We start from the raw sequence: 14,107 nt of genomic DNA, 5'->3' as shown, positions 1-14,107 counted from the left end.
CATGATTAAAAAAATTCTACTCTATGGAAGCCTTGCGTTTGTACTTGCAGGTTGTTCCAAAAAAAGCACTCAGGAATTAGCCATTATTGACCCGGTTGTTCCGCCACCTCCACCAGCAGCATACTCGATTACTGAAGATTTCGAAAATGCACCAACCAAAACGGCTTATGCTAGTGCTGTTGTAAAAATGCCTACAGGTAGCTGGACTTTAGATGATGCTTTGATTGGAAACACGGCGCCAGATTTAAAGAATGGATTAAAAAGTATCAGATTAAGGACAGGTAGCGTGACCATGAATTTTGATGTGAATGGATTGAAGATGTTGTATATTAAACATGGTAAATATGGGACAGATGCAGCTTCTACATGGAAATTGCTCATGTCGACCGATGGTGGTACGACTTATACACAGCTTGGAGCCGATATTGCAGAAGACAACAGTACTTTAAAGTTGGATTCATTTGCGGTAACGACGACCGGTAAAGTTCGTTTTCAGATTCAAAAGGCTGGAACAACAAGGATAAACTTAGATGACATCACTTTTAGAGGAACTGGTGATCCTGGCATCCTGGTATCAATTCCAGATACAGATCCGGCAGATCCTGTTGGAGGTTCGGCAGCTACCCCAAGGGGAGTTACTGCGGGCACTGATGCTCAACCTGCAGTTGGCGATAATAGTAATTTATTATTTGGTAACCCTTCGAATGCCAATTCTGTAAGTATGGATAATTTCCTGCTTGATCAAAGCTATTATGTAGAATCCTATAGCAGTAGCCGCGGTACACCTAATTGGGTAAGCTGGCATTTAGATGCTAGTAACATTACTGGTGCCAGCGATAGATTAAATAATTTTGCCGGTTTTAACGGACTTCCACAAAGTGCTTTTGTTGTGCAAAGCAATAGTTATTCAGGATCTGGATTTGACCGTGGTCATAACACGCCATCTGCTGACAGAACAAGTTCTGCTAATGCCAATAGTGCTACCTTCTTAATGACAAATATGATTCCTCAGGCACCACAAAATAATCAACAAACCTGGGGTAACTTAGAATCTTATTTACGTACTAAGGTGTTAGAGGGTAATGAAATATATATTATCATGGGAAGCTATGGTATCGGTGGTACAGGTAGTAATGGGGCGGCAACTACAATTGCTGGTGGTAAAGTTACTGTGCCATCAAACGTATGGAAAGTAGCAGTTATCATCCCTGTAGGTAACGACGATATTAGCAGGGTTTCTGCAAACACTCGTGTTATTGCCGTTAATACACCTAATATAAACACCATTGATTCGGATTGGAAAAAATATCGGGTAAGCGTTAAAGCTATTGAAACCGCTACGGGGTATACTTTATTGTCGGCCTTACCTGCAGGTATTCAGGATGCAATCAAAACAAAAGTAGATACCGCAAACTAACAGGAAAAATATCCAATAAAAAAAGGTGTGCTATAATTAGCACACCTTTTTTTATTATTTAATCATAACCCCGGGCATGTTTACCAGGGGAACATGTATTAGATTTTCATCAACTATACTTTCAGGAAGGAAAATAAACTTCTTATCGTAAATCACTCCATCTACATAATAGCTCAACCAATATTCATTTGTCAGCCCGAAAATTTCTGGATCTATACCTTCTACACCGGCAAAGGACTTAGGCCCCAGGTTTCCAACAAAATGACGTAAAACTGATGTTTTAACCATTCTACCATCCTTTTCCCCATATCCTTTGGAGCTGATTAGCACATTATCCAGTGCAACATCTTTCAGGTTTATCACATAAACTGTCCAATTCATCACTTCAGGCGTTTCACCAGTCAATACCACCGCCATTGCCACATCTTCAACTATATTTTCAGGAAGATCCTTCTTCATTGTTTTACTTTTTCTTAGCCGGAGCTTTCTTCTTTACAGCAGTTTTAGTGCCAGTTGTTTTTTTAGCGCTGGCCTTTTTAGGTTCAAATGCATTAGGCACTTGTTCAACGATTAATTTTTTAACCTCCTCTAAAGAGATTGAAGCCAATTCTTCAGGAGTATATTTGTCATTGGTGGCCGGGTTTTTACGCAGTTTGAGCATTTCTTTACCAAAACGGATAAATGGTCCCCATCTGCCATTTTCAATCGCAATTTTCTCAGCTGTCCACTGCTGAATAAATCTATTGGCTTCTTTTTCTATTTTCTTACCAATTAGTTCTTCAATGTCAACTTGAGAGAGCTTGTCGAAATTATAAGCTTTCGGTACATTGATAAATAGATCATTCCATTTAATGAATGGTCCAAATCTACCTGTTCCTTTAGTTACCGGCATTCCCTGATAATGTGCAACCGGTGCATCTGCAGTAATTTTCTCACTAATAATCTCTATTGCACGATCCTGGTCAACCGACAGAGGTTCTTCATTTTTAGGAATAGAAATATAAGTCTCTCCCCATTTCACATAAGGACCAAAACGGCCTACACCTACAGAAACCTCTTTGCCCTGGTAATCTTCGAGTTGAAAAGGTAATTTAAACTGTTCTAAAGCTTCTTCAAGGGTAACGGTACCTACCGATTGTGATTTTGCTAAACTCGCATAACGCGGTTTTTCTTCGTCGTCATTTTCACCAATCTGAACCAATGGGCCAAACCTGCCAACTTTAGTATATACATTTTTACCGGTAGATGGATCAACGCCCAGCAAACGCTCACCATTGGCACGGTCGGCCGTCTCCAATGTCGTTTCTACCTCTAAATGGAAAGGCGTATAAAAGGAGTGGAGCATTTTTGTCCATTCCTGCAAGCCTTGTGCGATCTCATCAAATTCCTTCTCTACACTTGCGGTGAAGTTAAAATCAACAATTCCTTTAAAATGCTCTACAAGGAAATCGTTTACCACCTCACCTATATCAGTAGGGAAGAGCTTACCTTTTTCTGCCCCGGTAATTTCTGTTTTTATTTTTTTTGTAACGTTACCATTTATCAGCTCAATAGCTCCAAAAGTACGTTGACGACCATCACGGTCTTCTTTAACCACATAGCCACGATTTTGAATGGTGGAAATAGTAGGTGCATAGGTAGATGGTCTGCCGATACCCAATTCTTCCAGTTTCTTAACCAATGAAGCTTCAGTATAACGTGCGGGAGGTCTTGAAAAACGCTCCGTAGCATTCATTACTTTCAAAGTAAGTTCCTGTCCACGTGAAAGTGGCGGCAACATATTGTTGCCTTCCGAATCTTCTGCATCTTCCTCATCTGAGGATTCAAGATATACCTTTAAGAAGCCATCAAATTTCAAAACTTCACCTTCAGCTATCAATTGTTCTTTACGTGTGCTAACTGCAATTTGTGCCGTTGTCTTCTCAAACAATGCCTCGCTCATTTGGGATGCGATGGCACGTTTCCAGATTAGCTCATATAAACGTTGCTCAGAACTATCGCCAGGCACAGTATGGTGATTAAAATAAGTAGGGCGGATGGCTTCGTGAGCTTCCTGTGCACCTGCAGATTTCGTTTTATAAGTTCTTGGCTGATGGTATTTGTCGCCATAAGCAGATCTAATCTCAGCAGCAGCAGCTTGTAATGCAGTTTCAGAAAGGTTTACCGAATCTGTCCTCATATAGGTAATACGTCCGCTTTCATATAGCCTTTGTGCAATCTGCATTGTCCTGCTTACCGAATAACCTAGCTTACGTGAGGCTTCCTGTTGTAATGTAGAAGTGGTAAAAGGTGCGGCCGGGTTGCGTTTTGCTGGCTTGGTCTCCAGACTATCCACAGAAAAACCAGCGCCAACGCAGTCGTTGAGAAACTGCTCTGCATCGGCTTCCTTTTGGAATCGTTGTGGCAATTCAGCTTTTACCAGCTCTTTTCCATTACCCGTAGAAAACTCTGCTGTGATTTTAAAAGCAGCAGCAGCATTAAATTTATTTACTTCACGTTCTCTATCTACAATTAAGCGAACAGCAACGGACTGTACGCGTCCTGCCGATAGGGAAGGTTTGATTTTTTTCCATAATACGGGAGAAAGCTCAAAACCTACCAATCGATCCAATACACGTCTGGCTTGCTGTGCATTTACCAGGTTGTAATCTATAGATCGCGGTGTTTCTATCGCTTTTAATATTGCCGGCTTAGTGATCTCATGAAAAACAATCCTTTTTGTCTTGTTTTCCTTAAGTCCTAATGTTTCATATAAATGCCATGATATGGCTTCCCCCTCGCGGTCCTCATCGGATGCGAGCCATACCATTTCTGCGTCTTTGGCTAATTTCTTCAGTTCGGCTACTACCTGCTTCTTATCAGACGGAACTTCATATGTTTGTGCGAAATTATTGGATATATCTATACCCATATCTCCTTTCACAAGGTCACGGATATGACCGTAACTCGATTTAACAAGGAAATCCTTACCTAAATACCCTTCAATGGTTTTAGCTTTCGCAGGTGACTCAACTATTAGTAAATTCTTCGCCATTCAGACCGTTTTTTTGCAAATAAAGCTATAAATAAGGCTAATTTCAAAATTCGACAGGCTTTTTATAATAAATATATTTGTAAACAGCTCATTTAATCCGATATATAGTAATAATTAAGCATGTAACAATGTTGATTTATAAAACTACTCTTCCCGTATAGATACTATCTGAAATACTTTCCCGATCATCAGAAATAAATGCAATATAGGTCTCTATAAACCGATCTTTGATAATATTTCCGTGATTTTTAATGGCAATACACCCATGCAAAGTATCTTCCCCTGCTGATCTTCGAGCGCCGGTTACTTTGAAGAATGTACTTTTATTATCCGGTAAGTAGGCCAGCAACATTACTTCAGCTCTGTTCATCTCATATTCCAATTCTGGATCTACATCCCATTGAAATTTTATGGACACATTGGTGTAAATCGCATTTTCATTAATCGGGGATTCTACATTAAAACTGATTACTGGATTTTGTGCCGGAAGTAAATTACCCTTGCTCACCATGATTTTAGGATAATCCAATTCCAGATTTGGATATTCACCCTTTACAGCAGCATTGATATTCAATGAAACTGCGGCGTTTTGGGGGATTTTGGTTGTACCCCGAACAGCTAGTTTAAAACTGGTATTGACAAATGTGTTTATGGGAGATACAAATTCCATGATTACACGCATTTTATCGAATGCAGCGATCTGTTTTTCTGATTTCACCCTGTTTTTTTTCGGAGTGGCGATAATCCTTACGATTGGTTCGCCGAGTCGGATGTATCCAACGGTATTTCCTATTCTTCCTACTATTGGCCCATAAGGACCATTTTTCATACGTGCCATATTTATTTGGTTAGCCAATATCGGTATTGATATCTTATTTTGAAGATACTGAATTAGTTATAGTGTATTTGTTTGCTATCGAATTCGTTACATATTCTCTACGGGTTCTATACGTCTTCTTTACGCTTTTAGCCGTAGGGAACCCGTAGAGAAGGCGTATAGAACCCGTGTAGATATAAGTGATATAGCATTGTGAAATTGGTTAGTAATTAACGGCTTTGGCTGAAGCAACAAATTCACTATAAATCATGGACTGATGTGTTAATTGTGCTATTTTATCTTCGCACATTCCTTTGGCGAGTGTGACAAATTCTGAAACCTTATTATATAAAAGCCAAGAGTCATCTTCTGAAACCTTAAAAGTATCCTTGTATCTTGCCCCTGAATAGCTTTTAAGCAATAGATCAAATAATTTTTCATCAGCAGGACTACCAGATAAGAACATTTTAATTGGGGCATTCGAAAAGGAGGAGCAGAGCCGTAAAAGACGTTGTAAATTATGTATCTCTGCACGATAGGCCAGATGCACCCGGATCAGCGCAATACAGGTTTGCTCTACAACCTGATGTAACATAAATGCGCATACATTGTGCTGTTCAGTAATGATGCACTCATGTGCTCCGGTTAAGAAACCGTCTGCTAATGTAATTCTGTGGTCGAAATGTTTTCTTGCTTTTATAGCAGCCTCAGTTGGAATGAAACGATTGGATAAATCGAAAGTGGTCATTCCGTTATGGCTGTAAATCAATTTAGCAGTACTGCAAACCGTAATAAAAAAACGATTATTAGCTATAATAGCTTCTTCAATGGCTTCTTTCCCATGACAGAGGACAGTAATTACGCCCTGTTTGTAATTTCCATTTGAAAAATCCTGTGCCTCATAATCAATTCTGGTATTGCTATCAGTAACAAGCAGCAAGCAATAATCGCAATGAAAGGTAGCGGCTTTTTCTTTAAAACAGCCCTGATCATCATGGGTGTAACTGTTTTTAGAAAAACTAAAGATTTGAAGAGGCTTGAACTTTTGGACAAGTTTATGGATAAACGCTTTAAAGTAAATCGCATGATCTTCTGTTGGTGATAAGATTTGTAGTTCCATATATTGATCTCATTTAATTGGTTGCAGTTTAAATGAGTCTTGGAGATGCAGAAATAGGTGCGGAACTGCATCTCGTGGTTGCATAGAGTTTCTGAAGCCTTACGTAACACGAGTGTACAGCAGTCCCGCACCTATTTTAGGAATACGCAAATATAGCATATTAGTAAATAGGCTGGGTATTCTGCTGTCTTGCGTTACGGCTTCAGATATGCAACCGCAAGACCATTAATATTTTATTTATTGTTTATTCTCACATAATCAATTATTTAATATCCTAAGATAATCATATAATTTCAATACTCCAAATAAAAATACTCTTTTTATGGAGTGTGTAAAAATGGAGTATTTGCTTTACTTTATTTTATGGCAAATAAGGATCTTTTAACAAATGAAAAAGAGCTAAAGAAAATAGGTTTGAGGCTTAAAAGTCTCCGTAAGTCCAGTGGATATACCAGCCCAGATAAATTTTCTTATGAAAACAACCTGAACCGTTCTCAATATGGTAAATATGAAGCGGGGAGTGCTAACATAACGATTGGCACACTCATTAATATTCTAAATTGTTTCGGGGTGAGTTTAGGTGAGTTCTTCAATGAAGATTATGATAATCTAAACAAAATTTAGAGAACAGGTTTATGACTACAGAATTTTGGATAGAAAAGGGCTGGGGCGACTCAGTTGATAATATGACATTTGACGATATTAGTGTTGCAATTGAAGAGTTAATTAAAATGGACGAGGAGCACGATGCATTTTGGGTTGGGCACTTGAGTAAAGAATATGTACTTGAAGTTCATAAAGACTTAAATATGTTTTTTGTTTATGGAGAAAATCAAGATGAACAAATACAGGCAAAAGTTACCAATTGGGAAGAAGTGAAGCATTTTTATCAGTTGTTTTTCACTAATGAATTTGAACAACTTAGAAATGAAATCGCGTTGAAACCCTTTTTATACAAACGATTACAAAATGGATAACTCTACTAAAAAAGAAAGTGGGAATGATCTCCGACCACTCCCGCTTCATCTAAATTAACGCTCTCAGATACAAAGACGCTTTTTTAATGATTATATTGTGTAGTGGCTGTTTTTAATCGTCGTAAATGCTTAGATCTTTCCTTTTTCTTTTAATGTGCGCACTCTTGTTTTCCTGTAACTATCCAGACGAAGGAAGTTTAGGTGGTTGGGCCTTTATTACTTTCCCAATACAGAAAGATAAGTTTAAACTAGCTGTTGACAGCTTTAGAAATGCACATCCCGAAAATGAAATTCCAGAAAGGTGGCAATATGATTCAGAATATTGGAAAGGAGATTCTGCCATCGGTATAAGGGAAGGGGAGGTTTTATATCTTAAAAAAGATCATGAAGAGATGTACTTCTTCTCTTACATACCGATAGATGATAACCATAATGAAACTTCAACTACGATTGCGCTAAGGTCAGTTTTTAGAAATGGAACTTGGTACAGAAAAGCAGTATTGGACCCCACAGAACAGAGAAGTATTTCTATGCGGTTTTATCAAAATATTATAGCAGAACTGGAATTAATTACAAATGTCAAATCCATATCGGAAAATGAAGCATACGAACAGCCTGAAAATGATCATAAAGATTCGGGCAATAAATCGTATTTTGCTTTGACGGTTGTTTCAAATAATAATCGTGGGATAAAAAAAGAATTAAGTATTAAAGAAAAAGCGGATAGTGTAGCAGCGATACTCATGTACGGAAAGTTTGATGTTTCTACTGTTCATGAATTGGAAAAAATATGTGCCAAGTCGAAGTCGGAAGATTTAACAATGCAGTTCTTTACTACAACTGTAGAAGAATTATTTTATAATCACATGGCTAGCTTCACCAACTATTATATGGCGAATCCAGGTTCCTGCCTCAGGGGAAAGTTGAAGCAAAGTATGGAGGAGTATATGTCTGTCTACGCGCCGAAAGATAGGATGAAAAAACATGTTGAAAAAGAGAACAGAGTTCTAAAAAGAGCTGAACGGGAAAACTTTTCGCCGAAGCAACTTGCGTATCTGCACACATTATTTAATAGCATTAGCCTTCAATAACTTCATGAGTCCTATAAATTTAATTTCAACCCTTCTTATGACCAGGTATTTTTATAAATCTTTATTGATTTTTGTTTTGGTTTTTTCTACAGTCTGTAGCTTTGGACAAAGCCTCATTAAAGACGATTTAATCAAAAATGATAGTAAGATATCATCACTCAAATTCGGTGTTAACTATTTAAGCAACAGTGTTTTTATGGGGCGTTCAGATACGGTACGTATACCTGTTATAACGCCTAACATTAAATACACTTTCAGGTCTGGTATTTTTGTGGCTGGAAGTCTTGATTATCTGCCAAACAGCAAATCTAAAGTGCTGGCTAGCGGGGACCTCTCTGCGGGATACGATTTTGATAACGGAGCTTAAAATTTAATAATGTTATTGCTTGATTGTTTTGTCAATCTTATATAGACATGTACTTATAATTAAAGGTATGGAGTATGATGCGACCATGATGAAAGTATCTCTAGACCAAAATCTTGAAAAGCCAGTTAATGACAACAGTAGAAATAATGTAATACAAAAAAATAAACCAAGTAACGACAGTACGGCTCTCATTGACCAAATAGCTGCATTCTTATCCAATAGAACTATATAGCAAAATCTTAGAAAGAAGAAAAAGGGCACCGATAAAATAGCCCCCATGAATACTGCCAAGAAATAGACTGTCCAATAGCCAGTCGAAAATCTAATTTCATTTGTTACTAAATATTTGAACATAATCAGAGTGAGTTTCGGTCCGATAAGTATGCAGGTTATCCATATTTGGAGCGGAAATTTGTAATGTTGGAACATAGTACTTAAGGGTTGAAGTATTCACGAAAATATAATAAGTTCGCCATTTTTGGAACAATTATTAGATAAACGTTTCATCGGAAAATGAAGTATACGAACAAACTGAAAATGATCATAAAGATTCGGGCAATAAATCGTATTTTGCTTTGACGGTTGTTTCAAATAATAATCGTGGGATAAAAAAAGAATTAAGTATTAAAGAAAAAGCGGATAGTGCAGCAGCAATACTCATGTATGGAGGAGTATATGTCTGTCTACGCGCCGAAAGATAGGATGAAAAAACATGTTGAAAAAGAGAACAGAATTCTAAAAAGAGCTGAACGGGAAAACTTTTCGCCGAAGCAACTTGCGTATCTGCACACATTATTTAATAGCATTAGCCTTCAATAACTTCATGAGTCCTATAAATTTAATTTCAACCCTTCTTATGACCAGGTATTTTTATAAATCTTTATTGATTTTTGTTTTGGTTTTTTCTACAGTCTGTAGCTTTGGACAAAGCCTCATTAAAGACGATTTAATCAAAAATGATAGTAAGATATCATCACTCAAATTCGGTGTTAACTATTTAAGCAACAGTGTTTTTATGGGGCGTTCAGATACGGTACGTATACCTGTTATAACGCCTAACATTAAATACACTTTCAGGTCTGGTATTTTTGTGGCTGGAAGTCTTGATTATCTGCCAAACAGCAAATCTAAAGAGCTGGCTAGCGGAGACCTCTCTGCGGGATACGATTTTGACCTGACAGATAACCTTGACGGTAGTGTATCTTTTACGAAATCATTTTATAATACTAAAAGTCCCCTTATTGCTTCTTCCCAAAGCGCATTAGTTAACGTTAGTTTAAATTATGATTTTGGCAAGATTATCACCCCATCATTAAGTGCGGATTATGTCTTTAATAAGCAGGGGGATAAAAATGATATTTTTTTAAGTGCTAGCCTAAGCCATGCTTTTATTGCAACCAGTCTTTTTAATGCTAAAGATATTTTGATCATTTCACCTGCTGCTACTTTAAACACAGGTACGCAAAATTTTTATGATTCATTTCTCGTGAATAAAAAAGGTAAAAATGAAGCTAAGACAGCCTCACTAAATAAATTGATGGCTGCAAAGCGGGATGATCTTGCGAAATTTAAAGTGCTTGATTATGAATTCTCTGTTCCGGTAGAATACAAAATCAAGCACTTTATCTTTACACTTACCCCAACTTACTCCATTGCTCAAAATAAATTACCTGAAGATATAAGCACTGAGTTATCTAATAAATCCAAACTATTTAATTTAGAAATGGGCATAGCATTGAAATTTTAGATCATTTTAAACTGGCAATAAAAACCTCTATAACTATGTTTGTGCGTAGTTTCAATGAAGATTAAAGCAAACTACTATATAAGAAAGCGGGAATGATCTCCGACCACTCCCGCTTCATCTAAATTAACGACTTTATACAACCAATCGTCTTTAATGTTGGATGAAGCGAATAACCGACTATTTTTCTTGAATAAGCATCTGTAATTAAACTCAAATAACTAAATCCCCGAAGAGTTCTAACCCATAATTGCTCAGGATCTCTTATACGCTGAAGGTTTCGAAATGGGTGATCAATTTACATTTCTACCATTTTCAAGTTCTTTGATTGCTTTCACAATCCGAGTCTCCGTAAATCTTGACTTTTTCATATTACCTTTTAAAGTTAAAAATTCTTGTATATCTGTTAATATCAGGCTCCTATCATGAGAAACAAAAAAAGGCGCAAGAAGGGAAAGTTACAACAGCAAGAATTGAGTCTGTAAAAATTTAAATCAAATCTATCTGGATATAAATACTGGCGAAGACATTACAAATAAATATAAGTAAGGCCGTTCGCTAGAAAGGTCTTTTTGAAGTTTTTGAGTTTTTTCCTCGGCAGAGGAAGAGACTTTTTAAAAACAAAAATTCTTATTATTTGTTTGTATACCATTTACCGTGGGGGACAATCTTTCTCCTTGCATCTGATTTTAAAATATTCTCTTTTTTTAAATCGATTTTTTACAAATAAAAAGCGACTAATCATTTAAATTCTATCTTATGCCTATTACACGTACAATTGTAGACCTGAAAAAAGAAATTTCAGTCTTTACTTATATGTTAACTGAACGAACCTTTCAAAGTTCCTGGAATCATCCTAATGTTCCAGTATTAGTTTTTGCCGATTCAGCACTACCAGGTTTTTCGGTTGATTATCATGGTGGTTCCGTTGGAAGTGGCATGCCAGTGGAGCTCCTGTTTTGGGGAGATTGGTGGAACACAGCAGAAGGTTCTGGCCGGAGGATTCTAATTGAAACACGTGTTCAAGCAGTACTAGCTAGTGATTACTTTTCAGAACTAAAGCAATATGGTGTAGATAAGCCGTACTGGCGTGGAGCAAGGATAGTTACTAATCCGAGTGCTCCCTCTTCATTTAGTGCTAGTGATGACATACAAGCAGTTCCTGACTTAATTGATGATCTTATTGACGATAATGTTTTTCCGGATCCGGATGATGAAAAAATAGCATTTGTCGTATTTATGCCAAAAGGATTCACTCAATCAATTGGCGAGCTTGGATCACATACAAAGGATTATAACTATACATTTCCATGGGATGTAGATTGGTATTGGGTTGCTTGGGTAATGTCATTTGGTGATGTGCCTGCCAGCGATCCTGAGGATGTAATTGGAGTATTTACTCATGAGCTAGTAGAAATGCTAACTGATCCGGAGTCTGATGGTTGGTATGCCAACAATCCGGAAAAAGGTGAAATTGGTGATGCTGCCGTTATTGGCGGAGATAAACTACCAAAATTACCTGGACAGACTGCTTGGGTAAATGGCGCTCATGTTACAGCTTACTTTTCCAATCAATATGGTGCGAATGTGATTCCAATTGATAGAGATTATAAAGCGAGAATTCTCGGTACTATCGGCACGGAACATAAAGAGGAGGTAAGCGGAATGTTTCGACCCGATCCAGCAGAAAGCCGGCTCTGCGATCTGCTACCTCAGTGTTGCTTTGATAACCGAGAATACAAATTTACCATTACAAAACGTAATGAAATGGTTCATCTTAGCGTAGAGACTCAACGTTACCGCGAACCGAAAGTCGCTTGGATAGTTGAAGGAAATGATATAACAGCAGATGTAACATTATCATTAAATGTTTTAGCAGGGGTTTTCGTTGGACGAGTTGCCAAGTCTGTTTCTGCGACAGTATTGGTGCATTGCACATTAGCCAATAATGAGCTCACTTTGAGAACAATCGGAACTGAATCTAACTTTGATATAATGGTGAGTTGTAGGGTTACCGATGCCTCGATAAGAGGGAAAGTAAGAACTAATGTTATTGCCAAGCCCTTTGTACAAATTGGTTTTGTGGGCGTAGAAATTAGTGTTGATCCTGAATATACACGGCAACTTACAGCATGTATTCAAGCTGCTACCAAAATGTTTAAAGACTTAGGTAAGACTCAACCCTCAAAAAAAATCAAAAAAGGCGATCCAATAGAGTTTGATCCACAAATCCTAAATGACATTCCTGCTTACGCACGAGTGGATCAATATGAGCGAGCCAAGCGCGTCTTGGACATATCAAGGATTGCCCATAGGACACTTCCATTAAAGACGGCGCAAGCCCTTACCGCCTCATTAGTATTAGATGTCCCATCACTTCAAATTGCAATGGATCTTCGTTTTAAAAATAAAGAGAGTGAAAATCGCACTTAATTAATGAAACTTTTTCTGTAAAGGAGATTACAAACTAAATATGGTCATTTCTAGTGCTTAAAGGCCGTTGCTTTTTTGTTGCTGTTATTTTTTAATTAACTGATTTTTAGCGATGTGCAATGTTTGTATCGGAAACTTCCTGCTCGGTGAAAACCATCATATTCTATTTTGAATGTTGGCCATGTCTTAAGGTGCCAAATTGGCTCCTTAAGATTTTTTGCTCTTCGTTCCCAAGCTCAAACATAAAATCTTCGGGGAAACGATCTATATTTCGTTTAACCTGTCTTTTAAGCTGCTTGGTTTCTACTTCATAAAGTACAGCTAAATCGGTATCCAACATCACCTTAAATCCACGTATATGATAGATCTGGTTAATTATAATTTCGTCGGGGATCATTATGTTATCTTTGTTCTCGGTCATACTTGGTCAATTAAAAAAATAGATTAGAAATTTATGTAAGTCTAAGTGGAACTTCATATAAGTTGGTTAAAATCAAAAAGAAATGTTATCATTATAAATTACTAAGCTATTTCTGCTTAACTTCGTATCTATCCACAAAACAAAAAGACATGAATACATTATTAATATTACTAACTATGCTTTTTACACAGCCGGCAAAAAGCGTTTATGATTTCTCTTTTAAAACCATTGACGGCAAGGAAATAAAGCTGTCTAAATTTAAGGGCAAGAAGATCCTTATTGTAAATACAGCCTCCAAATGTGGGTATACGCCACAATATGAAGATTTGGAGAAATTGCATAAACAGTATGGCAAAGATGTGGTATTGATAGGTTTTCCGGCTGGCAATTTTGGCGGACAAGAATTGGCTACCAACAGCGAAATCAAAGAGTTTTGTACAGGGAAATATAATGTTACTTTCTTATTGGCAGAAAAAAGCAGTGTGAAAGGAAATGATATTACGCCCTTATTTAAATACCTGACTACGGCTGAGAACCCTGATTTTACAGGAGATATCAACTGGAACTTCGAAAAATTCCTGATCAATGAAAAAGGACAATTGGTACATCGTTTTCGTTCTAAAGTAAAACCTTTAGATGAAGAGATTACAAAGAATTTGTAAGCAAAAGGTCGTTTTGCTGTAAAA

13 protein-coding genes are annotated in these 14,107 nt (G+C 37.3%); 8 read left to right on the top strand and 5 right to left on the bottom strand.

The genetic code is table 11. From position 1 onward, the window contains the following. Window position 1 precedes the first annotated feature (1 nt). Window positions 2-1,417 (top strand): DNA/RNA non-specific endonuclease, encoded by a 1,416-nt coding sequence (locus P0Y49_10170; GenBank protein ID WEK21502.1) that lies wholly within the window; start codon window positions 2-4, stop codon window positions 1,415-1,417. Window positions 1,418-1,471: 54 nt separating this feature from the next. Here the strand turns inward: P0Y49_10170 and P0Y49_10165 are convergent, their stop codons facing one another. From P0Y49_10165 to P0Y49_10150, 4 genes are all read right to left on the bottom strand, one after another. Further along, window positions 1,472-1,876, bottom strand: a complete 405-nt coding sequence (locus tag P0Y49_10165) for a hypothetical protein (GenBank protein WEK21501.1) — start codon at window positions 1,874-1,876, stop codon at window positions 1,472-1,474. A gap of 4 nt (window positions 1,877-1,880) precedes the next feature. Then, window positions 1,881-4,451, bottom strand: a complete 2,571-nt coding sequence (gene topA, locus P0Y49_10160) for a type I DNA topoisomerase (protein WEK21500.1) — start codon at window positions 4,449-4,451, stop codon at window positions 1,881-1,883. Between the two features lie 136 nt (window positions 4,452-4,587). Further along, on the bottom strand, window positions 4,588-5,289 hold the full coding sequence (locus P0Y49_10155; GenBank protein WEK21499.1) for a DUF6266 family protein: 702 nt from the start codon (window positions 5,287-5,289) through the stop codon (window positions 4,588-4,590). Between the two features lie 202 nt (window positions 5,290-5,491). Next, complete coding sequence (locus tag P0Y49_10150) at window positions 5,492-6,388, bottom strand: HEPN domain-containing protein (protein WEK21498.1); 897 nt, start codon at window positions 6,386-6,388, stop codon at window positions 5,492-5,494. 363 nt (window positions 6,389-6,751) lie between these two features. Here P0Y49_10150 and P0Y49_10145 point away from each other — a divergent pair, with 363 nt between their 5' ends. The 6 genes from P0Y49_10145 to P0Y49_10120 all read left to right on the top strand — a co-directional run bounded on the left by P0Y49_10145 (window position 6,752) and on the right by P0Y49_10120 (window position 13,000). Then, window positions 6,752-7,012, top strand: a complete 261-nt coding sequence (locus P0Y49_10145; protein WEK21497.1) for a helix-turn-helix transcriptional regulator — start codon at window positions 6,752-6,754, stop codon at window positions 7,010-7,012. Window positions 7,013-7,023: 11 nt separating this feature from the next. Next, window positions 7,024-7,365 (top strand): hypothetical protein, encoded by a 342-nt coding sequence (locus P0Y49_10140; GenBank protein ID WEK21496.1) that lies wholly within the window; start codon window positions 7,024-7,026, stop codon window positions 7,363-7,365. A 125-nt stretch (window positions 7,366-7,490) separates the two neighbouring features. Continuing rightward, on the top strand, window positions 7,491-8,456 hold the full coding sequence (locus tag P0Y49_10135) for a hypothetical protein (GenBank protein ID WEK21495.1): 966 nt from the start codon (window positions 7,491-7,493) through the stop codon (window positions 8,454-8,456). Between the two features lie 37 nt (window positions 8,457-8,493). Then, window positions 8,494-8,823: a hypothetical protein gene (locus P0Y49_10130; GenBank protein ID WEK21494.1), complete on the top strand. Its 330-nt coding sequence runs from the start codon at window positions 8,494-8,496 to the stop codon at window positions 8,821-8,823. An 856-nt stretch (window positions 8,824-9,679) separates the two neighbouring features. Further along, window positions 9,680-10,570 carry a hypothetical protein gene (locus tag P0Y49_10125; protein WEK21493.1) on the top strand — a complete coding sequence of 297 codons (891 nt, stop codon included), beginning with the start codon at window positions 9,680-9,682 and terminating at the stop codon, window positions 10,568-10,570. A gap of 756 nt (window positions 10,571-11,326) precedes the next feature. Further along, window positions 11,327-13,000 carry a hypothetical protein gene (locus tag P0Y49_10120; protein ID WEK21492.1) on the top strand — a complete coding sequence of 558 codons (1,674 nt, stop codon included), beginning with the start codon at window positions 11,327-11,329 and terminating at the stop codon, window positions 12,998-13,000. 163 nt (window positions 13,001-13,163) lie between these two features. On the opposite strand, the gene P0Y49_10115 is transcribed toward P0Y49_10120, so the two are convergent. Further along, complete coding sequence (locus tag P0Y49_10115) at window positions 13,164-13,421, bottom strand: ORF6N domain-containing protein (GenBank protein ID WEK21491.1); 258 nt, start codon at window positions 13,419-13,421, stop codon at window positions 13,164-13,166. A 149-nt stretch (window positions 13,422-13,570) separates the two neighbouring features. Between P0Y49_10115 and P0Y49_10110 the strand changes: the two genes are divergently transcribed. Further along, window positions 13,571-14,083 (top strand): glutathione peroxidase, encoded by a 513-nt coding sequence (locus P0Y49_10110; GenBank protein ID WEK21490.1) that lies wholly within the window; start codon window positions 13,571-13,573, stop codon window positions 14,081-14,083. The last annotated feature ends 24 nt before the right edge of the window (window positions 14,084-14,107 follow it).

Origin of the sequence: Candidatus Pedobacter colombiensis, assembly GCA_029202485.1 — a bacterium.
Lineage (GTDB): Bacteria > Bacteroidota > Bacteroidia > Sphingobacteriales > Sphingobacteriaceae > Pedobacter > Pedobacter colombiensis.
The sequence above is the reverse complement of the archived record's forward strand: the minus strand, read 5'-3'. Positions and strand labels throughout refer to the sequence as shown.

Coding starts and splice junctions, on each gene's coding strand:
- P0Y49_10140 (WEK21496.1), top strand. CDS start 7,024: ATGACTACAGAATTTTGGATAGAAAAGGGCTGGGGCGACTCAGTTGAT.
- P0Y49_10170 (WEK21502.1), top strand. CDS start 2: ATGATTAAAAAAATTCTACTCTATGGAAGCCTTGCGTTTGTACTTGCA.
- P0Y49_10115 (WEK21491.1), bottom strand. CDS start 13,421: ATGACCGAGAACAAAGATAACATAATGATCCCCGACGAAATTATAATT.
- P0Y49_10130 (WEK21494.1), top strand. CDS start 8,494: ATGACCAGGTATTTTTATAAATCTTTATTGATTTTTGTTTTGGTTTTT.
- P0Y49_10165 (WEK21501.1), bottom strand. CDS start 1,876: ATGAAGAAGGATCTTCCTGAAAATATAGTTGAAGATGTGGCAATGGCG.
- topA (WEK21500.1), bottom strand. CDS start 4,451: ATGGCGAAGAATTTACTAATAGTTGAGTCACCTGCGAAAGCTAAAACC.
- P0Y49_10145 (WEK21497.1), top strand. CDS start 6,752: ATGGCAAATAAGGATCTTTTAACAAATGAAAAAGAGCTAAAGAAAATA.
- P0Y49_10155 (WEK21499.1), bottom strand. CDS start 5,289: ATGGCACGTATGAAAAATGGTCCTTATGGGCCAATAGTAGGAAGAATA.
- P0Y49_10135 (WEK21495.1), top strand. CDS start 7,491: ATGCTTAGATCTTTCCTTTTTCTTTTAATGTGCGCACTCTTGTTTTCC.
- P0Y49_10125 (WEK21493.1), top strand. CDS start 9,680: ATGACCAGGTATTTTTATAAATCTTTATTGATTTTTGTTTTGGTTTTT.
- P0Y49_10110 (WEK21490.1), top strand. CDS start 13,571: ATGAATACATTATTAATATTACTAACTATGCTTTTTACACAGCCGGCA.
- P0Y49_10150 (WEK21498.1), bottom strand. CDS start 6,388: ATGGAACTACAAATCTTATCACCAACAGAAGATCATGCGATTTACTTT.
- P0Y49_10120 (WEK21492.1), top strand. CDS start 11,327: ATGCCTATTACACGTACAATTGTAGACCTGAAAAAAGAAATTTCAGTC.